Source organism: Segatella sinensis, from assembly GCF_040095255.1.
GTDB classification, from domain to species: Bacteria; Bacteroidota; Bacteroidia; order Bacteroidales; family Bacteroidaceae; genus Prevotella; species Prevotella sinensis.
Genome location: NZ_JBBNGE010000026.1, coordinates 25,591 through 49,430, shown reverse-complemented (window position 1 = coordinate 49,430; position 23,840 = coordinate 25,591). Strand labels below are relative to the sequence as shown.

The window sequence follows — 23,840 nt, the reverse complement described above, 5'->3', positions numbered from 1 at the left end:
ATGGTCATCACATCGGTGTACTGCGAGATGGCGAACGCATTCTGCTTCTCGGTCTTCACCAGGTCGGTGTCCTTCTTCTCCGGCTCCTTGCCGTCCTTCTTTGCCTGGTTGATACGTGACTTTGCCTGGTTGATCTCAAGGAGGTTTGCGTTCACGCTGCGCATTACGATGCTGTAGTTAATCATACTCTGTTCTGTGTTTAAGAGTTCACTGAATCACAACTACCCGGAAAGCCCTCGTTTCTGCCTGATTTTGGGTCTTAATAGATGACCGGCGCCTGCCATCATTTAAGCCCCGCCCCGGTCTTCATAGATGACCGGTTTTCGGCACAATAGGCTGTTCCTTCGATTGCCGGTGCAAAGATACGAAATTTCGAAGGCGAAATCAAGTTTTTATCGAAATAAGATGGTAAGAATGGTGTAAGCGGCTGATATACAGATATGTAGCTATTGGTGATATTTGCACGTTTCGTTTCCACCAGCATTTTCCTTTCGTTCTGAAGGTGGGCAGAAGCTTTTTACGTCTTCTGGGTCATTTCGGGTCAAAGTCATTTCGGGTCATTTTCATTTTCGGGGCGCAAAGTCACTCATAGTATAATATAAATATATATTTATATTATACTATGGCTGAAAATGACATTGCATTTTCAAAATGACCCGAAATGACTTTGACCCAAAATGACCCGATATTGATTCTCGATTATATTTTTTGAAAAACTTTTGTTAAGGTTTAAGGTGTTGGTAATTAAGTGGATAGACATTGTTCCTGCATCTAAGAATATTTCTCTTTGTATTTTTGAGAACTCCTTTTAGTTGTGGATTTCTTCTCTTTCTTATCTTGTTTATGTGTTGCTTATCCTGTAAATACGTCAATATAATTCCAGAAAACAACCATTTTCGCCCCTCCAACCTGCCTTTTACTCCAGTATTTTTACCCTTCTGCGGGGTAAAAAATGCCATCGGAGACACATTTTAGTGCTCCGAGAGCCAAATTCTACTAATAATTTTGCGAAAAACAATTTTTTCTCTCTTTCACTTTTTCGCTCAGATAATGCAATATTTCATAACAAAGATAATATAAACATATTTTATAAAATTCTGAAAATATGCAAGATATGCGGCTATTGAGTAGAATATAATTATTGATGTTTTGAGCGTTTGAAAAAAGCTATAAAAATCCCCTTTTTTTCGTGTTTTTGAAGGAATTTCTCATATTTTTTGTGTTAATCTATATAATTATGCCCGATTTCTCGCAATTATTTTGTAACTTTTGGGGGCGAATTCTGTGCATGGTGCGCAGGAAAACATAAATATTTAAAAATATACGGTGATTACAGAACAGCTGAAACAAGCCATTATAAAAGTGGAAAGCAATATTTCCGCTCTATTATCATACGAGGAGTTTGGCGAGTAAAACAAAAAGTAATAGGGAACGCACTGCGTTCCCTATTTTCGTTTCTATTACTTTCCAATGCAGAAATGCTTGAAGATGTTGTTCAGCGTTTCCTGGCTGCTGATCTGGCCGCCGGTGATTTCGCCCAGCTCCTCCAATACCATTTTCAAATCCTCGGCGATGATGTCGCCGCTCATTCCCATTTCCATCGACTCCAATACTCGGGAGAGGGAATCCTGGGCACGGAGAAGAGCCTCGTAGTGGCGGGCACTCGTAATGATGACGTCGTTCTCGGTAATCTCCGGAATATCAGCGGCTTTTACCAATGCCTGCTCCAGGGATGAAACGTTCTCGCCCGTGCGGGCACTGATAAAGAGTGGGGATTCTGCTTCAGTGGATTCTGTTTCGCCGGAATCTGAACCGCAGGAATGAGTGAACTTATCGAACTCAAGCTTTTCACCCTCCAGCTTATCCATCTTATTGAATACCACCAGCAGCTTCTTGCCCTGGTTCTTCTGCTTCATCTCCTCGATTTCTGAGACCGATGGCTGCTCGTCCAATAGCCAGATTACAATCTTCGCCTCTTCCATCTTCTGGAAGGTGCGCTCTATTCCGATGTTCTCTACCACATCATCCGTCTTGCGGATTCCTGCCGTATCTATGAAGCGGAAGGTGATTCCATCGATGAGGGTGGTGTCTTCGATTACGTCTCGGGTGGTTCCGTGAATGTCGCTCACGATGGCTTTTTCCTCGTGGAGCAGACGGTTGAGCAGGGTGCTCTTGCCCACATTCGTCTTGCCTACAATGGCTACGGCTACTCCCTGCTTCAGGGCGTTGCCGGTCTCGAAGGAGTGGGCGAGGGTGGTAATCTTATGATTGATTTCTTCGGCTAGTGCCTGGAGATCGCTGCGGTCGGCAAACTCCAGTTCCTCGTGGTCGCTGAAGTCCAGCTCCAACTCCAGGAGCGAAGTCATCTTTAATAATTTTTCGCGCAGCAGGGAGAGTTCGTTACTGAAGTGACCCTTCAGTTGGCTAAGCGCCATCTTGTGGGTTGCCTTGTTGGTAGAGGCGATGAGATCGGCTACTGCCTCTGCCTGAGAGAGGTCCATCTTGCCGTTGAGATAGGCACGACGGGTGTATTCGCCGGGTTCTGCCTGGCGACATCCTACCTCCGTAAAGCGATGGAGTACCTGCTGAAGAATGTACCGGCTGCCGTGACAGGAAATTTCGGTGGAATTCTCGCCTGTATAACTGTGGGGTGCACGGAACACGCTCACCAGTACATCATCGATGGTGTTGCCATCCTTATCCTTGATTTCTCCATAATGCAGGGTGTAGGGCTTGGCTTCTTCCAGGGATTTGCCGTTGGCAGACTGGAAGATTTTGTCGGTGAGGGTAATGGCGTCGGAGCCGCTGAGTCGGATGATTCCGATTGCACCGCCAGCTGGGGTTGCCAGGGCGCAGATACATTCTTCTTGATTCATTTTTCTTTTACTTTAAATTCTGTCTAATACTACTTTTATCAAGTTGTCGATGGTGCTCTTATAGCCTGTGTTGGCACTGAGGGCACGGCGATTGGCGATGACCATACAGCAGGTGAGTGCCTTATGGCCTAAGAGGAGAGAAAGACCAGCCAGGGCTGAACTCTCCATCTCAAAGTTGTTGACGCGCAAGCCTTTATACTCGAATGCTTCAATCTTCTGATTAAGTTCCGAATCGGCAAGTGGGGCACGGAGCTCTCTGCCCTGAGGACCGTAGAATCCGCCGCAGGCGATGGTGATTCCGCGAACCATGTCTTCTCCGGCAATCTGATTGAGCAGCTCCGGGTCGTTGTTCACGCAGTATGGATTGCCAATCTGGTCGTTCCACTTCACCTGGCGCTTGAATTCAGCCTCTGTCTCAAGGTCGCAGATTTCGTTGCGGCGGGCATAGAAGTTGATGAGTCCATCGAAACCGATGCTCTTCTGTGAAGCGACGAAGGTTCCGGCAGGACAGTTGAGCTGCAGTCCGCCGCAGGTTCCGATGCGCACGAGGGTGAGGGTGGTGTGCTCCGGTTTTTCGGTGCGAGTAGTGAAGTCGATGTTTTTCAGCGCATCCAGCTCGTTGACCACGATGTCAATATTATCGCATCCTATACCGGTGCTCTGCACGGTGATTCTCTTGCCTTTATATGTTCCGGTGATGGCGTGGAATTCGCGGCTTGCCACCTCGCACTCCTGGGTCTCGAAGTGGGATGCTACGAGAGCTACTCTGCCTGGGTCGCCTACGAGGATTACTTTATCCGCCACCTGCTCTGGACGCAGATGAAGGTGGAAGCAACTTCCATCCTCATTGATGATGAGTTCTGATTCTGCAAAGTATTTGCTCATAATCTTTATGTTTTGATGGTTATAAATTATTATATGAAGAGATGGGGAGTTAAAAGGAGTTAAGGAGTTAAAGGAGTTAAGACAACTGTCTTTTGGGCGTAGTTTTAAGCTACATGACAATCGTCTTAACTCCTTAACTCCTTTAACTCCTTAAAATTCTTTTAACTCCTTCCTTACTTCTGAACAGGAATCTTCTTGACGCGGCGCTCATGACGGCCACCCTCGAAGGTAGTAGCGAAGAACTCGTCGAGGATAGCCTCGGCGGTCTTGTTGTCGATGAAACGTCCTGGAAGTACCAATACATTGGCGTCATTGTGCTGACGAACGAGATGAGCAATCTCCTTGCACCATGCCAAACCGGCACGTACACCCTGATGCTTGTTCAAAGTCATGGCGATTCCCTCGCCACTGCCGCAAATGCCGATACCTGGATAAACCTCGCCGCTCTCAATGCCTTCGCCGAGCGCATGGCCGAAGTCAGGATAGTCAACACTCGCATCGCTGTATGTACCGTAATCCTTTACAGGATAACCCTTCTTCTCCAAATATTCCAATACGAACTGCTTCAATGGGAAACCAGCGTGATCGCTAGCAATACCAACTGTCTTTACTTCCATAATACTTTAAATTTTTAAGTGAAGAAACCGGGGTAAATCCTTATCCTTCACAAGGTTAATATTAAAAGAGTGAAAGGAGTCGGATGCCGGAAATGGAAATCTGCCATCCGGCAAAATCTCCAACTCCAGCTTCCAACTCCTGTTTAGTTTATGCTAATTAAGCCTCAGCCAAGAAAGCCTTTACCTGCTTGTAAACGTTCTCGCCTGTGTAGCCGAGCTTCTCATCGAGCACCTTGTAAGGAGCAGAGAAACCGAAGCTCTCCATACCCCAAACCTTACCGTTGGCACCTACGAGACCCTGGAGTGTTACAGGAAGACCAGCAGTCATACCGAAGATCTTAGCGTTCTTTGGCAATACGCTCTCCTGATACTCCTTGCTCTGACCACGGAACAAGCCCTCTGATGGAGCACTTACCACGCGAACCTTGATGCCGTCGGCACGCAAAGCCTCGCAACCAGCCTCCAATGTAGAAACCTCAGAACCGCTTGCTACGAGGATAACGTCTGGATTCTCGTCGCTGCCTGCTACGATGTAAGCACCCTTAGCAGCCTGCTCGTAGTCTGTACCCTCTGGCAACTTAGCGATGCCCTGGCGAGAGAAGATGAGCGCTGTAGGAGTCTCAACATTCTCCATAGCGAGCTTCCAGCAAACTGTAGTCTCGTCAGCATCAGCTGGACGGAATACGCGAACGCTGTCCTTGCCTGCGTGGTTCTTCAACTTCTCCATCAAGCGGATCTGTGCCTCCTGCTCAACTGGCTCGTGTGTAGGTCCGTCCTCACCAACGCGGAATGCATCGTGAGTCCAGATAAACTTAACAGGAACCTGCATCAGGGCAGCGATACGAACAGCTGGCTTCATATAATCAGAGAATACGAAGAATGTACCCATTGCTGCAACCACACCACCGTGGAGCATCATACCGATACACATATCAGCCATAGTCAACTCAGCAACACCTGCCTGGAAGAAAGCACCTGAGAAATCACCACGAACGATGCTCTTGGTCTTCTTCAAGAAACCATCTGTCTTATCTGAGTTAGAAAGGTCAGCAGATGCACAGATCATGTTAGGAACCTGCTCTGCCAAAACACCGAGACAAGCAGCAGAAGCAGCACGAGTAGCTGAACCAGCCTTCTGCTCAACCTTACTCCAATCTACCTTAGGAGCCTTGCCGCTGAACCACTCATCCATCTGGGCAGCCTTCTCTGGGTTAGCCTTGCGCCACTCAGCCTCTGCAGCCTTGCGCTCAGCAACAATCTTCTTCAACTCCTCAGCACGCTTAGCGTAGATCTCCTTTACATCGTCGAAGATAACGAATGCATTCTCAGGATCACCACCGAGGTGCTTGATTGTATTGACGTAAGCGTCGCCACCGAGAGGAGCACCGTGAGTATTGATGCAAGCCTCGTAGCTTGTGCCGTCTGCGCGGAGAGCACCCTTACCCATTACAGTCTTACCGATGATGAGGGTAGGGCGATCCTGCTCCTTCTGGGCAGCATCGAGAGCCTCACGAATCTGAGCCACGTCGTTACCGTTGATCTTGATGACATTCCAGCCCCAAGACTTGTACTTCATCTCTGTATCCTCGTTCATTACAACGCCACACTCTGTAGAGAGCTGGATGTCGTTGGAATCGTAGAACATGATGAGGTTGTTCAAACCGAGGTTACCGGCGATACGACCAACACCCTGAGAGATTTCTTCCTCTACAGCACCATCAGAAATGTATGCGTAGATCTTGTGCTGCATCATGGTTGAACCCAGACGAGCTTCGAGGAACTTCTCAGCAACAGCTGCACCAGCTGCGAGTGCGTGACCCTGACCGAGAGGACCAGATGAGTTCTCAATACCACGCTCAAGGTCGAGCTCTGGGTGACCTGGAGTTACAGAACCCCACTGGCGGAACTGCTTGAGGTCTTCCATTGAGAAGAAACCACGCAAAGCCAAACCAGCATAGAGCATTGGGCTCATGTGACCTGGGTCGAGGAAGAAGCGGTCGCGGCCAGTCCATGTTGGATCAGCTGGATCATAAACCAGATACTCAGAGAAGAGCACGTTGATGAAGTCAGAACCACCCATAGCACCACCTGGGTGACCTGAGTTTGCCTTTTCTACCATTGAAGCAGCCAAGATACGGATATTATCTGCTGCATGATTCATTACTTTAATGTCGTTCATCATACAATTGTATTTAATGTTATTGTTATTGTTTTTCTGCTGAACGTTCCGCCCTCTCCCTGTTTAGGCCGAAAGAGGGCTGAAACTGATTGCTTATCAGCCTCTTGCGGAGAAGAAAACTGATGATGTAAGCAATTTACCCTACAAAAGTACTATTTTATTTTCAAAACTATGATAGATTTTGCAGGAATTTTCACTTTCAAGGTGTTTTTCTTCAATTTTGCATCCTTGAATGTTGCTGGCTTCACTACATCCGGGTGCTCGAAATCGTTGAAATCGCTCACCTTCTTGCAGGTAAGAATCTCACCTGCCACTGTCTTTGGAGCCTTCAGTCCATCGAGGCTGAACACTACCTCCTGAGCCTTGTCGAGGCTTACGTTGGCGAGTGAAACCACTACGGTGCCGTCTGCCTTCTTGGCTGCTGATGTAGAAACCACTGGAATCTTTCTGCCGTCCTTGGCGTGATCATCGCCACGAACATCCATAGAATCGCACTTCACGTCCATAGGGAGATAGGTTGCATCCTGGAAGTCCTTGTACATCTTGAACACGTGGTAGGTTGGAGTGAGAACCATGTGACCGGTGCCCTTGGTGTCGGTGAGGATCATAGACTGGAGCACGTTTACCACCTGGGCGATGTTTGCCATCTTGATGCGGTCGGCGTGACGGTGGAACACATTGAGTGTGAGGGCTGCCACGAAAGCATCGCGCATGCAGTTCTGCTGATAGAGGTGACCCTTGATGGTTCCTGGTTCCTCATCCCACCAGGTTCCCCATTCATCTACGAGCAGACCGATCTGCTTCTTAGGGTCAGCCTTGTCCATGATGGCTTCGTGCTTCTTGATCACGTCTTCAATGCCGAGGCATTTGCCCATGGTCCAGTAGTAGTCGTCGTTGCTGAACTTGGTAGCCGAACCCTTGCTGCCGTCCCATCCGGTTACTGTATAATAATGTAGGGAGATTCCGTTGGCACGGTGACCTACACGGTCCATCAGCACCTTGGTCCAGTTGTAATCGTAGTCGCTGGCTCCTGATGCAATCTTGTAGAGCTCGTTGCCATCATAGTTGCGGCAATATACGGAGTAACGGCGGAAGAGGTCAGAGTAGTACTCTGGGCGCATGTTTCCACCGCATCCCCAGCTCTCGTTGCCCACTCCGAGGTACTTTACCTTCCATGCCTTGTCGCGTCCGTTCTTTCGGCGGAGCTTTGCCATCGGAGTGTCGCCGTCGCTGGTCATGTATTCTACCCATTTAGCCAGTTCCTCTACCGTTCCCGAACCTACGTTACCGCTGATGTAAGGCTCGCAGCCCAGCATCTCGCAGAGATTCAGGAACTCGTGGGTTCCGAAGGAGTTGTCCTCGATGGTTCCTCCCCAGTTGTTGTTCTGCATCTTAGGACGATTCTCACGCGGACCGATTCCGTCCATCCAGTGGTATTCGTCGGCGAAGCATCCTCCAGGCCATCTTAAAACAGGCACTTTCAAGTCCTTGAGAGCTTGGAGCACGTCGTTGCGGTAGCCCTGGGTGTTAGGAATGTTTGACTCCGGACCTACCCACAGTCCACCATAGATACAGCTACCGAGATGCTCAGCAAACTGTCCGTAGATTTCACGGTTGATTTTCTGAGTTCCCTGGTTCGCATGGATAGTTCCTGTTACATCCTGAGCCTGAACTGAGAATGCAACCGCTGTAGATAAGAGTGTGGTTGCAAAGAGTTTATTCATCATTCTTATAAGTTTAAATTTTTATTGACTTTTAGAATAATACGTTTGTGGAGGCTAATTCCCCCCACAAACGTATTGCTATTTTGTTGCTGAGTCCACTTAAAAGTTAGTTCTTGTTCTCTACAGCTGCCTTTTCGATGGCAAGACCAGCCTTGTAGGTTTCGATGTACTTGTCGAATCCAGCTACGTCTTCTGCTGTAGGTGCGATTTCTACACCTGTATTGCCGGCAAATACCTTCTGGTCGAGATAATCAGCCAGGCTCAACTTCTCTGCATTGTTTACGAGATAGCCTGCGAGCAGGGCAATACCCCAAGCACCACCTTCGCCTGCAGTCTCCATGACAGAGATAGGGGAATTGATGGCTGCTGCAAGAATGCGCTGACCTACACCCTTGGTCTTGAACAAACCGCCATGACCGGTGATGCGGTCCACCTGTACCTTCTCGTCCTTGAACAATACATCGTTACCAATCTTCAATACGGCTACTGAAGCGTAGAGGTTGGCGCGCATGAAGTTGGCGAGGTTGAAGTGGTCGTTGGCAGAACGTACGAACATTGGACGACCCTCAGCAAGACCTGTTACAGGCTCACCGGAGATGTAGTTGTAAGCAATCAGTCCGCCGCAGTCTGCATCGCCTTCGAGAGCGTGGTTGTAGAGTTTGCCGAATACCTCGTTCATATCTACAGGAACGCCGAGCAACTCCTGGTACTGCTTGAACAGTCCTACCCATGCGTTGAGGTCGGAAGTACAGTTGTTGCAGTGAACCATAGCAACAGGACTGCCGTCTGGAGTTGTCACCATATCAATGACTTCGTAAGGTTTGCTCAAGGCTTTCTCCAACACAATCATAGAGAAAGATGAAGTACCTGCACTTACGTTACCAGTGCGCTGGCGAACAGCGTTGGTAGCCACCATGCCCGTACCAGCATCACCCTCTGGAGGACAGAGAGGAGTACCAGCCTGGAGTGTGCCAGATGGGTCGAGCTTCTTCGCTCCTTCCTCGGTAAGAACACCTGCATCTTCACCTGCGTTCAAAACCTCTGGGAGGATGTCGAGAATCTTCCAGCCCAGGTTCTTAGGCTCGATGAGCTTGTCGAACTTAGCCACCATCTCAGCATCGTAGTTGTTGGTGTTGGAATCGATAGGGAGCATACCTGATGCGTCGCCTACGCCCAGAACCTTCTTGCCAGTGAGCTGCCAGTGGATGTAACCGGCGAGCGTGGTGAGGAAGTCAATCTTATTGATGTGTTCCTCGCCGTTGAGGATAGCCTGGTAAACGTGAGAGATGCTCCAACGCAATGGGATGTTGAAGTGGAAGAGCTCTGAAAGCTCGGCTGCTGCCTGGGCTGTGTTGGTGTTACGCCAGGTGCGGAAAGGAACGAGGATGTTCTCATCCTTGCCGAAAGCCATGTAGCCGTGCATCATAGCAGAAATACCGATGGCAGCCAACTGCTTGATTTCGCAATCGTACTCAGCCTTCACGTTCTTGCGGAGGTCAGCGTAGCAATCCTGCAAACCTTTCCAGATGGTGTCGATGCTGTAAGTCCACAAGCCATCAACCAACTGGTTTTCCCACTCAAAGCTACCCTGTGCGATAGGGTTGTTGTCGGTGTCAATCAAGACAGCCTTGATTCGGGTAGAGCCAAACTCGATACCGAGAATGGCCTTACCTGATTCTATAATAGTTTTTGCGCTCATTTCTTATAATACATTAAAAATTATCTCAATGCCTTGTTGAGCATATAATAAATCTCGTTGTTGCGGAGCTGCTGCTTGAAGCTGCTGATAGTTGTGTTCTTGTCGATGTTGACGAACTCAATACCCAGGATCTCGCAGAAGTCCTCCCAGTACTCAGCAGTGATGTCGTAAGAGAATGCACTGTGGTGAGTACCACCAGCGAGGATCCAAGCACCTGCACCAATCTCGAAGGTTGGCTGTGGAACCCAGAGAGCAGAAGCTACAGGGAGCTTTGGCATTGCCTTTGGCTCGATGCACTCTACCTCACTTGCGATGAGACGGAAACGGTTGCCGAGGTCAACTACAGTTGCCTTTACACCCTTACCTGTCTTAGATGTGAATACGAGGCGAGCTGTCTGCTGCTTGCGGATACCGATACCGAGGAAGTGAACCTCAAGCTTTGGCTTGTCTGTTGCGATCAATGGGCAAACCTCGAGCATGTGGCTCTGGAGGCTAGATGTGCGGTCGGCAGCGAAGTTGAGAGTGTAGTCCTCGAGGAATGAGCACCCCTTCTCCAAGCCCTGGTTCATTACCCAGAGTGTGCGGTAGAGGCAAGCTGTCTTCCAGTCACCCTCTGCACCGAAACCATAACCCTCTGCCATCAGGCGCTGTGAAGCCAAACCAGGAATCTGGTCGAAACCGCAGAAGTTAGGATCGTCGATGTCTGCATCGCCGAGGTCATCGAAGTTGGTTGTGAATGCTACTGCGTTCTCATCCTTCAATACGCGGCGGAGAGCGATCTCAGCCTTAGCAGCGTTCTTCACCTTCTCCCAGTAAACTTCCTCGCCAGACTCATCAATCTTGATAGTATATTCCTTCTTGTACTCCTCAACGAGAGCATCAGCCTCAGCATCTGTTACCTTCTTGAAGTACTCCATAAGTGAAGATACTGGGTAGTAATCTACGTGGTAACCCATGCGCTGCTCGAACTCTACGCGGTCGCCATCAGTAACGGCTACATTGTTCATGTTCATACCGAACATCAAGCAGCGTACGTTGTGAGCATCAGCAACACCTGCAGCTACGCGAGCCCATGTAGCAATCTGCTTCTGAGCCTCTTCGCTCTTCCAGTAGCCTACAACTACCTTTCTAGGGATGCGCATGCGGGTGCAGATGTGGCCGAACTCGATGTCACCGTGAGCAGACTGGTTGAGGTTCATGAAGTCCATGTCGATAGAATCCCAAGGGAGTTCTGCGTTATACTGAGTGTGGAAGTGGAGGAGAGGCTTCTCGAGAGCCTGCAAGCCCTTGATCCACATCTTAGCTGGTGAGAAGGTGTGCATCCATGTGATGATACCTACGCACTTAGCGTCGTTGTTGGCAGCCTTCATTACAGCCTCTACCTCTGCAGAAGAGTTAGCTGTGCCCTTGTAAACTACCTTGATTGGAATGATGCCACTGTTGTTCAGACCATCTACCATGTCCTTTGAGTGACCATCTACTATCTTAACTGTCTCGCCTCCGTAAAGAAGCTGTGCACCAGTTACAAACCATACTTCTAAATTCTCAAATGCTTTAATCATGATTGTTTGTTGTTTTTAAATATTGTGTTATTGAAAATCTTTTTTATTCTTCTGTCAGCATCAATCTCATTCGGAGATTAGTGCTTCTTCTGTCCGTAGTAAGCGTTAGGACCGTGCTTGCGGTTGAAGTGCTTCTCTACGAGCAATGGGTTCATGGTGGTGTTTGGATTCACGCTGAAAGAGATGAACGCCATCTTTGCCACCTGCTCGGCTACCACTGCGTGATAGACAGCCTGGTCAGCATCCTTACCCCATGTGAAAGGACCGTGGTTCTTCACCAGTACGCCTGGAGTGTGAACCGGGTTGATATTGTCCTTCTTGAATCTGTCAACAATGACTACACCTGTATTGTGCTCATACTCGGCCATCATATCCTCTGTCATTGCATCGGTGCAAGGAATGCAGTCGTGGAAATAGTCTGCGTGGGTAGTACCGATGTTAGGGATGTCCAATCCTGCCTGAGCCCAGGCTGTAGCGTAGGTAGAGTGGGTGTGAACCACGCCGCCCAATTCTGGGAATGCACGGTAGAGAACCAGGTGGGTAGGAGTATCTGAAGATGGATTCAGGTCGCCTTCAACAACCTTGCCGGTCTCCAGGTCAACTACTACCATATCACTCGCCTTCATGGTGTCGTAGTCAACACCTGATGGCTTGATGACTACCAGACCCTTCTCACGGTCGATTCCGCTTACATTTCCCCATGTAAAGAGCACGAGATTGTGCTTCACCAGGTCAAGGTTTGCCTTGAACACTTTTTCTTTTAATTCTTCTAACATAATATATTTCGTTAAAGTTATTTATTTTCTATTTCAAGATGAACGATGGGTCTTCCTCGTATGCTTTCTTGTTGAAGCGGTAGAGGGCGGCGCCTCGTTTCGAAGTAACCTTGTCGATGAGTTCTGTCTTCTCGATAAAGTCAATATCCTTCACGCGCTTGCGGAAGTTGCGCTTGTCAATCTCTTCTCCCATCACAGCCTCGAACACGTGCTGAAGCTGAGTCAGCGTAAAGAGGTCGGGGAGGAGCTTGAAGCTCAGTGGTTCATGATTGATGCGACGGCGGATCTGACAGATGGCGTCGTGAATCATGGTGCGGTGGTCGGAATAGAGTTCTGGAAGCTCATTCAGGCTTACCCATTCCAGACCGTGTTCGATGCGGAGACTATCATCGTAATCTACCACATTGATGAGGGCGCAATAGGCGATGGAGATTACTCGCTCACCTGGGTCTCGGTCGATTCTGCCGAATGCACCCACTTGTCTTATATAGAGGTTCTTCATTCCAGTAAGATCCAGGATGACTCTGTTTGCAGCGTCCTCTAGATTTTCGTTAGCTCCAACGAAACCACCATAGAGTGACCATTCGCCGCGTCCCGGGTCCATCTTTCGTTTGCCTATCAGGACTTGAAGGTTGTTGCCGTTAAATCCGAAGATAATGCAATCCACGGAAACCAGAACCTTGGGGTATTCGTTATAAAACTGCGTCATGGTCGTGTTGATTTTTGATGTCAAGATTCAATGAATTTGATTGATAGTTTTGTTTACTTCAGCTTATGGCTGCGCTTCTGACAGAGTTTCTAAAAGGGAGCCTTGTCGCCAAAGAGTTTCTTTAGGGAAGTTGGGAGTCAGAAGGAGAAGAAAGGAACCTGCTAACTATACACACTAAAGGAAAATTCCATCCTTTCAGCTTCTAACTCCTAACTTTTTCTATATTTTACCAGAAGTAAGCGTAGAATGCAGCGCAGAGGCCGATTACTACGATTGTACCAATGATATCGAACGCACCCCAGCTCTCACGGATAGACTTCTTGAAGTCGGATGTGAAGGTGATTGCCTCTACCTGCTCCTTGCTTGGGGCTGGAGTGAAGCAGCTCACTACTACCATGAAGATGATAAGGAAGATGAGCAGCCAGCACTCGAATACGAGCCAGTTGGTCTGCCAGAACCATGCGGTGTAATCCCAGAATGCACCATCCATTGTTGCCTTACCAGTATCGGTAATGACGTTGGTAACGAGGCGGAGCATACCGATGAGGAAACCGGTAATCATGGTGTATTCGCCTGCCTTTGGAGTAATCTTCTTGAAGAAAATACCCATCGCAAATACTGCTACCATGGCTGGAGCCAGGAGTGACTGGATTCCCTGGAGGTAGTTGTAAAGGGTGTCCATCTTCATCATGATTGGCAACCAGGCAAAACCGAGAATTACAACTACTACGGTAGCGATACGACCAACGAGTACGTAGTGAGCCTCAGACATTCCCTTCTTCAATGGCTTGTAGAAGTCCTCGGTGAAGAGGGTAGCACAGCTGTTGAAGAATGCTGCCAATGAAGCAACGAGTGCGCAGATGAAACCGATGGTTACGATTCCCTTGATACCTGCAGGAAGCACGGTCTTTACCATGATGGCGAAGGCTGCATCAGTCTCGTTCATCTGGATTGCGCCCTTCTGAGCCAAGGCTGCTGCAATCATACCTGGAATGAGGAACATGAAGCAAGGGAGAACCTTGAAGAAACCAGCTGCGATAGTACCGCGGCGGGCACGCTTCATAACTTCTACGTTGCTTTCGCCAGGAACCTGACCGAGTACACGCTGAACGATATGCTGGTCAGTACACCAGTACCAGAAACCAATGATGGTTGCACCGATGAATACTACAAAACCTGGATAGTCCTGATACATTGAGTCACCTGCCTCCCAGTGGAACATGTGGGTTGTTCCGTAGCCGTTGTTCAACTTGCCGCAGTAGTCCATCATGTCTGCCCAACCTGTAGAGATGCTTCCACCGCCGAGGGTAGAGAGACCGAGGAAGAGCACGAGGAATGAACCGATGACGAGAATAGGAGTCTGGATGGTTGACAATGTCATCACACCCTTCATTCCGCCGAATACGGTGAAGATGGTGGTGAGGATGATCAAACCGATAGCACCTGCCCAAAAGTTCAAGCCCCAGAGATACTCGAAGAAAATACCACCTGTAAGTGCAGTAACGCTCACCTTGGTGAGAATGTAAGCAACGAGTGTGATGATAGAGAGCCATGAACCTGTACGCTGAGTATAGCGGAACTTCAGGAAGTCTGGCATGGTGATGATCTTACCCATCTTGTTGATGAGCAACTGATAGAAAGGTACGAACAACCAACCGAGGATGAGGATCATCCAACCCTGCATCTCCCAGTGAGCCATACCTACACCGCTCTTAGCGCCAGTACCAGCAAGACCCACGAGGTGCTCTGAACCGATGTTGGCTGCGAAGATAGCCATACCGATTACATACCATGGCTCGCCCTTACCGAAGAGGTAAGCAGAAGAGTCTTCGCCCTTCTGAGCCTTTCTGTCTTTCACAATTGCATGCCAGACAGCCCAGATTACGCCGATTACACCAATGGCGAGTACTGTCCAATCAAGCCATACGAATTCTGTTGAATTCCAATTCATAATTACTATAAGATTGTTTGATTATTTATTATTGTTTATTCTTTCTTTTATTGGATGCTTAATCCTATGGAGTTCGGCGGATTTCAATCCGCCGCTTTGCCTTCCTTATTTGGGTTTCGGCGGATTTGTAATCCGCCGCATAGCCATTCCTTACTTCTTAACGCTGAACTTGTAAGCGAGGTGAGAGTAGTACTTCTCTCCTGGCTTCAAGGTTGCATCTGTCCATCCCTTTACGCCCTGGGCAATCTTGGTTGGTGAATCAGGATACTTCTGGCTCTCGAAGCAGACGCTCACGTGCTTAGGATACTTGATTCCATGCTTGCAGGCAATACCTGTGCCCTGGAAGTTACCTGTATAAACCTGGATTCCTGGCTCATTGGTGAAGACTTCAAGGAGGATTCCGCTCTTTGGAGAGTAGAGGCTTGCGCAGACGGTCTTGTCATCGCCCTTGCCATCCTTATAGGTGTTCAGACACCAGTTGTGGTCGTAACCTGTAGCGTTCTTGATCTGGTCGAAGCTGTAATCTACCTTCTTGCCAATCTCGGTAGGAGTGCGGAAGTCCATTGGAGTTCCTTCTACGTCCTTGATTTCACCTGTTGGAATATAGAGTGAATCTGCAGGTGTGAACTTATCAGCATTGATGTACATTACCTGGTCGAAACCTTCCTTGGATGGATCGCCATTCAAGTTGAAGTAACTGTGGTTGGTCATGTTAACCACGGTCTCCTTATCGGTTGTAGCACCAAACTCGATGTCAAGTGTATTGTTGCTCTTTACCGTATATTTTGCTGTTGCAGTAACATTGCCAGGGAAGCCATTCTCGCCATCCTTTGCCTGGATAGTGAAGGTTACAGAAGAATCATTCTTCTCTGTAATGTCGTAAACCTGGTTCAACCAACCGGTAGCACCACCACCGTGAAGACAGTTGCCATTGTCGTTTGGCTTCAGATTATATGTTTTGCCTGCAAGAGTCAACTTGGAGTCCTTGATACGGTTGGCGTAACGGCCTACTGATGATCCGTAATCAGAAGGAGTGTTGAGGGTGTCTGCATACTGGTGGATGTTGTCGTAGCCGAGCACTACATCTGTAGGCTTGCCATCCTTGTCAGGGACAGAGATGGAAACTACACGACCACCATAGTTGGTGAGGCAAACCTCCATGCCGTTGGCATTCTTGAGGGTAACTAACTCAGTCTTCTTGCCCAAAACAGTAGAATCGAAGTCTGCTGGATTCAAGCCTGACTGTGTTAAACTAGCATTGCTGCTTGAAGAACATGCTGAGAGGGTAGCGACTGCTGCGAAACCAACTCCCATAAAAAGGTTCTTTACGTAGTTCATTTCTAGGTTGCTTTTAATGTTGTTTACTAATTTTCGGTGTAAAATTACAATTTTATTTTGAAACCACAATACTTTTCCCTAACTTTTTTTCTTCTATAGTGTGTTTTTAACACTATTTGCATCAAAGCCCCCTCTTTTCTGCTGTTTTTCCCGTGTTTTTTGTCTTTTTCTGTGTTTTGTGATGGAGTAGTGTCGTTATTGGTAAAGGGCAAAAGCTTTCAGGGCGTGACAATATCTTATAACAAAAAAACTGCAGTTGGTGTTTGCCAGCTGCAGTTCCTTTATATTATAATAATGTGTATCTATTAGCAAACCTTGTGAGAACCCTCAGAGATAACTACTGGATAAACCTCAGGTGCGTGACCATACTTAGCTGTGAACTTAGCTGTAACATCCTCAACGAACTTGTCGTAGATGTCGTCCTTAACCAAGTTGATGGTGCAGCCACCGAAGCCACCACCCATAATACGGCTACCAGTAACACCATTCTCCTTGGCAACATCGTTCAAGAAGTCGAGCTCCTCGCAGCTTACCTCGTATTCCTTGCTCAAACCGTGGTGAGTCTCATACATCTTCTGACCTACAGTCTCGTAGTCACCCTTCTCAAGAGCATCGCAGACTGCCAATACGCGGTCCTTCTCGCCCAATACGAAGTGAGCGCGGCTGTAATCCTCTTCGCCTACCTCAGCGCGAACCTCTTCCAACTGCTCCCATGTGCAATCGCGGAGAGTCTCGAACTTAGCCTCTGGGTGCTTGGCAGCGATGTGCTTAACCACGTTCTCGCAAGAGTTGCGGCGGTCGTTGTATGGAGAACCAGCCAACTCGTGCTTAACCTTAGAGTTAACCAGGCAGAGCTTGTAACCCTTAGGCTCGAATGGGAAGTACTCAAACTCACGGCTGTTGCAGTCGAGACGCATCAACTTACCCTCCTTGCCGAATACAGAAGCAAACTGGTCCATAATACCGCAGTTTACACCTACGTACTTGTGCTCAGTAGCCTGACCAGCGAGAACGAGATCCCACTTAGAAACCTTGTTGTCACCGAAGAGATCGTTCAAAGCGAAAGCGAAGCAGCTCTCAAGAGCAGCAGAAGAAGACATACCTGCACCGAGAGGCACGTCGCCATAGAATGCAGCATTGAAGCCCTTTACATCAACACCCAGCGCCTTCATCTCCTGGCAGATACCGTAGATGTAGCGTGCCCAAGATGCGCGAGGACCCTCAGGGTCGTTTACCTTGAACTCTACACGGTCCTTCAAGTCGATAGAGTAGAGCATCACTGTCTCTGTTCCGTTAGGACGGATCTCAGCCATAATACCCTTATCTACTGCACCTGGGAATACGAATCCACCATTATAATCTGTGTGCTCGCCAATCAGGTTAATACGACCTGGTGACATATAGATGTTACCTGTTTTGCCATCAAAGTGCTTGATGAAACGGCTTCTTACTTTTTCGATATCCATAATAGTTGTTGTTTAAAAAGTTATTATTAAAGATTTGATTATAAATTAGTTATTCCCGGATAAATCAAGTTTTGCTTCATCCGGGAATAGGATTTTCCGGAATTTACTCTACAGGGATGTCCTTGTTGACATTCTTGCAACCTGCGAGCGCATAGAAAAGAATGTATGCGATCATGGCGATGATAACCCAGTAAGATGCGATAGGGCCAGCAGCCTTAGCAACTGCATCCTGGATGAGAGGCATTACACCACCACCAACTACCATCATCATGAAGATACCTGATGCCTGAGCTGTGTATTTGCCAAGACCCTCAACGGCAAGGTTGAAGATTCCACCCCACATGATAGAAGTACACAAACCGCAGATGGCGATGAGCACACACTTGGTAGGGATGGTAAATGCTACAACGCCAGTACCGTGGTCGTCGAGCTTGAGAAGGCTTGCAATCTCTGAATCACCTGCCAAAGAGAAGTTCAATGTGTTTGCCTCTGGCAAGAAGATGGCTGTGAGCAACAGGAGGATAGCTACTGTTGATACTACTGTCATCTGTGTCTTGGTAGAAACGGCACCGCTGATGAATGAGCTGAGGAATCGGCCGCACATCATAAGCAACCAGTAAACTGCTGCGAAAGCACCACCTACAGAAGCTGCACCTGTGAAGTCCATGCTACTGATGTAGAAGATAAGCTGAGCTGGAATACCAATCTCAACACCTACATAGAAGAAGATACCGATGACACCGAGTACGCAGTGACGGAAAGACCAAGGACTGTGGTCGTACTGCACGTTTTCCTTCTTGATGTTTGGCTCAGGAATAGCTACGAACCAGATGATAAAGAAGGCTGCGATGAATACTGCCATACCGATGAAGAGGAGAGGAGCAACGTCGCTCATACTGGTGTTGGCTGTAACAGTACCTACGAGCACACCTGCCAGCAATGGGGTAAGAGTACCACTCAATGAGTTCAATGTACCACCAATCTGAATGAGCTGGTTACCACGGTTACCACCGCCACCGAGCAAGTTCAACATTGGGTTTACCACCGTGTTAAGCATACATACGCAGAAACCGCAGATGAATGCACCCAACAGATAAATGATGAGGTTGAGGCAAACTGCGCCAGAGCTGAGTGTGAATACTGGGATGTCGTCACCGAAGATGCTTGATAAGTACTGGATCATCAAACCGATTGTACCGACTGCAAGTGCGATGAGAGCTGTTTTCTTGTAACCCTTGTTTTCGATCATCTTACCTGCTGGAATACCCATAAAGAGGTAAGCGGCGAAGTTCATGAAGTTACCCATCATGGCTGCCCAAGAGTACTTGAAGCCCCAGATGTTGCCAAAAGGTGCTCCCATGTTAGTTACGAACGAGATCATTGCAAAGATAAAACACATCGTGATGATTGCAATGACACGACCGTTGTTGTTTCCATTGTTTTGTTCCATTGTTTAAACTTGATAGTTGATATTGTTATTATTTAATGTTTATTCTAGTCAGAATTTTACCGCAAAAAGGAGTGGCTGCCTCGAAGTTCTCTTTCAGTGGCAGCAACTCCTATCTGATTATTAGTGATTTATCTTATTTCTCTACACCAAACTTGTAGATAGTCTTCTGGGTGTAGGTCTCACCTGGACACAATCTGCAGCTTGGGAAGTAAGGGTGGTTAGGTGTGTCTGGGAACTTCTGTGCCTCGAAGCATACTGCGCTGCGGCGTGGGAAGGTTGCACCATGCTGACCCTTGATGCCTGCCAGGAAGTTACCTGTGTACATCTGCAGACCTGGCTCTGTGGTGTAAACCTCCATGGTGCGGCAGCTTACAGGATCCTTGATGCGAGCAGCAAAGCTCAACTCGCCCTCTTCCTTCTTGTTCAATACATAGTTATGGTCGTAACCAGAACCATTCTTAATCTGTTCATCATCTGCATTGATGTCCTGTCCGATTGGCTTTGGAGTGCGGAAATCGAATGGAGTACCCTCTACCTTGAAGATCTCACCTGTAGGGATAGATGTCTCATCTATAGGGAGATAGTAGTCTGCGTTAACCTGACAGATGATGTTGTCAACTGTTGGGGTAGGGTTAGCAATACCCTGGATTGAGAAGAATGCATGGTGAGTGAGATTGCAGATGGTCATCTTGTTGGTGGTTGCCTGATACTTGATGACGAACTCGTTGTCGTCTGTCAAGGTATAAGCCACCCAGACGGTCAATTCTCCTGAGAAACCTTCCTCGCCGTATGGGCTGGTGTACTTCAGGACGACTGCGTTGTCGCTCATGCGGGTAGCATCCCAAACATGTGCGTGGAATCCTGTAGGACCTCCATGCAAGTGGTTCTTGCCATCGTTGCATGCTAACTGGTACTCCTTGCCATGAAGAGTGAACTTACCCTCTTTAATACGGTTACCGTATCGACCGATGAGGACGCTCAAGAAAGGCTCAGGTGAGTTGATGACGTCCTGAATGTTGTCGTGACCCTGAACGAGGTTGGCATAGTTGCCGTCCTTGTCTGGCATCATGATGGCTACAACAGCACCACCGTAGTTCGTCACAGCAACCTCGTTGCCCTGATTGTTTCTCAACACGAAGAGATCAGTCTTCTTTCCCTGTACTGTGGTCTGAAAATCTTCTCTTTTCAAACCACACTTGTTAACTGGTTCTGTATTCATAATATGTCATTTTTTTAGTTGCTCTACTTTAGAGTTCTAAAGTAATCTACTGCAAAGTAACTAAAAAAAAATGAATGTGACAAATTATTTAGCAATTATTTGATTTAAAAAAACTAAAAATTTCTAGGAGAGCAAATCTGCCACAACATAACTTGAACCGCCAACGAAGACAAAATCGTCTTTTTCTGCATTTTTTAGAGCAGCGTTATATGCTTCTTTTACAGAATGATATGTCTCTCCGTGTAAGCCAAACTTTAATGCAAGTTCGCTCAATTTCTCTACAGGGATGGCTCTTTTGGTAGAAGGCTGCGTCCAGTAGTACTTTACCCGATTTTCCAGCTTTTCCTTCAATAGTTGTAATACGTGCACCACATCTTTGTCATCCACCATGCCGAAAACGATATGTTTGGTCTCGGCTTTTACGGAGTTGATCTGCGGTGCAAGGTAGTTCCAGCCGGCGAGATTATGGCCCGTATCGCAGATGGTGAGGGGAGCGTCATTGAGCTTTTCCCATCTTCCGCGCAGACCAGTCAGTTCGCATACGTGGGCGAATCCTTCACGGATGGCTTCATCACTGATGGCGAGTTTCTGGCGCAGTATATGAAGTGCAGTCAGGATTGTCTTCTTGTTGCGCTCCTGATAGGACCCCTTGAGCTCCATATCTACATCACAGGTTTCGCTGCTTTCCAGATGATCTGCGTCGAAGTCCTGGGCGAAGAGAATAGGAGCATTCTCAGACTTCGCCTTCTTCTCGAATACGGTTCGGGTCTCCGGGAGGTATTCTCCAATGACTACAGGAACGCCCGGCTTGATGATTCCCGCCTTTTCACCGGCAATCTCGGCAAGGGTGTTGCCCAGGAACTGGGTGTGGTCGAAGCTGATGTTGGTGATGATGGAAAGGATTGGGGTGATGATGTTGGTGCAGTCGAGTCTTCCGCCCAGTCCCACTTCGATGACCGCATAATCCACCTCCTGCTCTGCGAAGTATTTCAGTGCCATGGCAGTGGTGAGTTCGAAGAAGGATGGATGAAGTGGTTCGAAGAAGGCACGGTTCTCTTCAACGAAGTCAATGACATACTGCTCCGGAACGCATTCTCCGTTCACTCGGATACGTTCTCTGAAATCTACCAGATGGGGAGAGGTGTAGAGTCCTACCTTGTAACCCTGGCTCTGAAGAATGGCTGCAAGGGTATGGGAGCTGGATCCTTTGCCGTTGGTTCCGGCTATGTGGATGGTCTTGTATTTCTGATGAGGGTGACCAAAGTGATCATCCAGGGCGAATGTGGTCTGCAAGCCTGGCTTGTAAGCCTTCGCTCCGATTTTCTCAAAGACAGGAGTACTATTGAAGAGATATTCTGTTGTTTCTTGATAATTCATTTCCTATATATATAATAATGTGTATAAACAAAAAGAGGCAATCCCAACACCGGCGTCAGCCAATGATTGAGATTGCCAGTAATCTTTTGTTTGTCTAGAAAGATATTGTTCTCTAGAAATCACTTTCTCCTCATGATGGGAGAGAGTTATTTATTGAAGAGATTCTTGATGCTGTCGAAGAGAGACTTCTTGGTAGCCTTGTCGGCCTGGAAGTTCTCGCACTCCTTGAACTTCTTCACCAGTTCCTTCTCCTCCTTGTTCAGAGTCTTAGGAATATAGACAGTGATGTTCACGATGATGTCTCCTTTTCCGTAACCGTATCCCTGGATGGCTGGCATTCCCTTGCCACGAAGGCGAACCTGTTTGCCCGGCTGGGTGCCCGGTTCAATCTTGATGGTGGTCTTTCCCTCCAATGTAGGGATTTCTACCTCACCACCGAGAACGGCTGTAGAGAAGTCGAGTACGAGATTGTAGTAGAGATCCTGGTCCTTACGCTCAAAGTTCTCACTCTTTTCTACACGTACAATCACCTGAAGATCGCCGTTTACGCCATTGTGCTTGCCGGCGCCTCCCTTTCCTGGAACGGTTATAACCATTCCGTCATCAACGCCAGCTGGGATGTTGATCTCTACAACCTCCTCGCCAGTTACGATTCCGTCGCCGCCGCAAGCTTTACACTTGTTCTTGATAATGTGACCTTCGCCGCCGCAAGTAGGGCAGGCAGCCTGGGTCTGCATCGTACCGAACATAGAGCGGACAGTGCGAACGGTGTAACCTGTTCCGTGACAGGTAGGGCAGGTCTCTGGCTGAGAACCACTCTCGCATCCAGTACCATGGCAAGAAGAACATGGTACGTCCTTGCGAATCTTGAACTTCTTGGTGCAACCTGCGTAAGCCTCTTCCAAAGTAAGCTTAGCCTGTACGCGCAAGTCTCTACCCTGGTACTGCTGTGGCTGGGCACTTCCGCCAAATCCGCCGAAACCGCCACCGAATCCACCGTGACCGCCGAAGATGTCGCCAAACATCGAGAAGATGTCGTTCATGTCCATGCCTGCGCCACCGCCGAAACCGCCAAATCCTCCCTGAGGACCGTTGAATCCAAACTGATCGTACTGCTGGCGCTTCTGGGGGTCGTGAAGAACCTCGTATGCTTCGGCAGCTTCCTTGAATTTTTCCTCAGCCTCCTTGTTGCCAGGGTTGCGGTCTGGATGATATTTGATGGCTATCTTGCGGTAAGCCTTCTTAATTTCGTCTTCTGATGCCTGCTTATCTACACCCAGCACCTCGTAATAGTCTCTCTTTGCCATTTTTCTCTATATTTTTATTGACCTACTGCTACTTTAGCGTGACGAATCACCTTGTCATTGAGGGTGTAACCAGTCTGTACGCAGTCGATTACCTTACCCTTCTTGTCATCGCCCATTCCTGGTACCATAGCGATTGCCTCGTGGAAATCTACATCGAAATCCTTGTCTGCAGTCTCAATCTTCTTCACGCCGAGACCTTCGAGTGTCTTGATGAACTTGTTGAAAATCATCTGTACACCTTCCTTGATAGCCTTAGGATCTTCGCTCTTGTCGGCAAGTGCGCGCTCAAAGTCGTCGAGGACAGGAAGGATGGCAGAGATGGTTTTCTCGCCACCATTGAGAATCAGTTCTGTCTTCTCCTTCATGGTGCGCTTGCGGTAGTTCTCAAACTCGGCAGTCTTATAAAGCAAGGCCTTCTTGAGCTCTTCTACTTCCTGCTGAGCCATCTTCAGAGGGTCAACTTCTGCCTTGTCTGCCTCATTGTCAGTATTCTCTGTCTGATTGTCAGCATCTGCCGACTTTGTGTCAGCCTTTTCCGCATTCTGCTCATCAGCCTTATTCTCTACGTTATCGTTATTCTGGGTAGCGTTCTGTTCTGCATTCTCATTGAGAACCTGCTCCTTTGCGTTACCGTCCTCTATATTAATTTTCTTTTCTTTTGACATAGCCTTAAATTTTTTAAACATGATTATTCTTTTATTGGTT

At 48.0% G+C, this 23,840-nt stretch carries 17 protein-coding genes and 1 pseudogene; all 18 read right to left on the bottom strand.

The features are described from left to right. Nucleotides 1-185: pseudogene (locus AAAT87_RS08785) on the bottom strand (DNA-binding protein); the annotation flags it as partial. Between the two features lie 1,275 nt (nucleotides 186-1,460). Further along, a complete protein-coding gene (mnmE, locus tag AAAT87_RS08780; protein WP_349226215.1) occupies nucleotides 1,461-2,876 on the bottom strand; it encodes a tRNA uridine-5-carboxymethylaminomethyl(34) synthesis GTPase MnmE in 1,416 nt (471 codons plus the stop codon). Between the two features lie 12 nt (nucleotides 2,877-2,888). Further along, nucleotides 2,889-3,761 carry a nucleoside phosphorylase gene (locus AAAT87_RS08775; protein WP_349226214.1) on the bottom strand — a complete coding sequence of 291 codons (873 nt, stop codon included), beginning with the start codon at nucleotides 3,759-3,761 and terminating at the stop codon, nucleotides 2,889-2,891. 173 nt (nucleotides 3,762-3,934) lie between these two features. Next, complete coding sequence (locus tag AAAT87_RS08770) at nucleotides 3,935-4,378, bottom strand: RpiB/LacA/LacB family sugar-phosphate isomerase (RefSeq protein ID WP_295024891.1); 444 nt, start codon at nucleotides 4,376-4,378, stop codon at nucleotides 3,935-3,937. A gap of 157 nt (nucleotides 4,379-4,535) precedes the next feature. After that, nucleotides 4,536-6,557: a transketolase family protein gene (locus AAAT87_RS08765; RefSeq protein ID WP_295024900.1), complete on the bottom strand. Its 2,022-nt coding sequence runs from the start codon at nucleotides 6,555-6,557 to the stop codon at nucleotides 4,536-4,538. Nucleotides 6,558-6,709: 152 nt separating this feature from the next. Next, nucleotides 6,710-8,284 (bottom strand): alpha-N-arabinofuranosidase, encoded by a 1,575-nt coding sequence (locus tag AAAT87_RS08760; RefSeq protein ID WP_295024893.1) that lies wholly within the window; start codon nucleotides 8,282-8,284, stop codon nucleotides 6,710-6,712. Between the two features lie 103 nt (nucleotides 8,285-8,387). Then, nucleotides 8,388-9,980: an FGGY-family carbohydrate kinase gene (locus tag AAAT87_RS08755; RefSeq protein WP_153096875.1), complete on the bottom strand. Its 1,593-nt coding sequence runs from the start codon at nucleotides 9,978-9,980 to the stop codon at nucleotides 8,388-8,390. A gap of 20 nt (nucleotides 9,981-10,000) precedes the next feature. After that, nucleotides 10,001-11,542: an L-arabinose isomerase gene (gene araA, locus AAAT87_RS08750; RefSeq protein WP_117663352.1), complete on the bottom strand. Its 1,542-nt coding sequence runs from the start codon at nucleotides 11,540-11,542 to the stop codon at nucleotides 10,001-10,003. 77 nt (nucleotides 11,543-11,619) lie between these two features. Beyond that, the gene (locus tag AAAT87_RS08745) at nucleotides 11,620-12,318 is read right to left on the bottom strand and encodes an L-ribulose-5-phosphate 4-epimerase (RefSeq protein ID WP_006846778.1); all 699 of its coding nucleotides are present in this window, start codon (nucleotides 12,316-12,318) and stop codon (nucleotides 11,620-11,622) included. Between the two features lie 28 nt (nucleotides 12,319-12,346). Next, nucleotides 12,347-13,027: an NUDIX hydrolase gene (locus AAAT87_RS08740; protein ID WP_089542635.1), complete on the bottom strand. Its 681-nt coding sequence runs from the start codon at nucleotides 13,025-13,027 to the stop codon at nucleotides 12,347-12,349. A 226-nt stretch (nucleotides 13,028-13,253) separates the two neighbouring features. Beyond that, complete coding sequence (locus AAAT87_RS08735) at nucleotides 13,254-14,978, bottom strand: sodium:solute symporter (protein ID WP_349226213.1); 1,725 nt, start codon at nucleotides 14,976-14,978, stop codon at nucleotides 13,254-13,256. A 150-nt stretch (nucleotides 14,979-15,128) separates the two neighbouring features. After that, complete coding sequence (locus AAAT87_RS08730) at nucleotides 15,129-16,316, bottom strand: aldose epimerase family protein (RefSeq protein WP_349226212.1); 1,188 nt, start codon at nucleotides 16,314-16,316, stop codon at nucleotides 15,129-15,131. A gap of 305 nt (nucleotides 16,317-16,621) precedes the next feature. Next, nucleotides 16,622-17,782, bottom strand: coding sequence for a galactokinase (gene galK, locus AAAT87_RS08725; RefSeq protein WP_153096878.1), 1,161 nt, complete (start codon nucleotides 17,780-17,782; stop codon nucleotides 16,622-16,624). A gap of 103 nt (nucleotides 17,783-17,885) precedes the next feature. Then, nucleotides 17,886-19,232 carry an MFS transporter gene (locus AAAT87_RS08720; protein WP_089542631.1) on the bottom strand — a complete coding sequence of 449 codons (1,347 nt, stop codon included), beginning with the start codon at nucleotides 19,230-19,232 and terminating at the stop codon, nucleotides 17,886-17,888. Nucleotides 19,233-19,365: 133 nt separating this feature from the next. Beyond that, a complete protein-coding gene (locus AAAT87_RS08715) occupies nucleotides 19,366-20,451 on the bottom strand; it encodes an aldose epimerase family protein (RefSeq protein WP_427866090.1) in 1,086 nt (361 codons plus the stop codon). Between the two features lie 123 nt (nucleotides 20,452-20,574). Then, the gene (locus AAAT87_RS08710) at nucleotides 20,575-21,828 is read right to left on the bottom strand and encodes a bifunctional folylpolyglutamate synthase/dihydrofolate synthase (protein WP_349226211.1); all 1,254 of its coding nucleotides are present in this window, start codon (nucleotides 21,826-21,828) and stop codon (nucleotides 20,575-20,577) included. 146 nt (nucleotides 21,829-21,974) lie between these two features. Further along, nucleotides 21,975-23,135, bottom strand: a complete 1,161-nt coding sequence (gene dnaJ, locus AAAT87_RS08705) for a molecular chaperone DnaJ (RefSeq protein ID WP_349226210.1) — start codon at nucleotides 23,133-23,135, stop codon at nucleotides 21,975-21,977. A 14-nt stretch (nucleotides 23,136-23,149) separates the two neighbouring features. Further along, nucleotides 23,150-23,800, bottom strand: a complete 651-nt coding sequence (locus AAAT87_RS08700) for a nucleotide exchange factor GrpE (RefSeq protein ID WP_295023764.1) — start codon at nucleotides 23,798-23,800, stop codon at nucleotides 23,150-23,152. Between the last annotated feature and the right edge of the window lie 40 nt (nucleotides 23,801-23,840).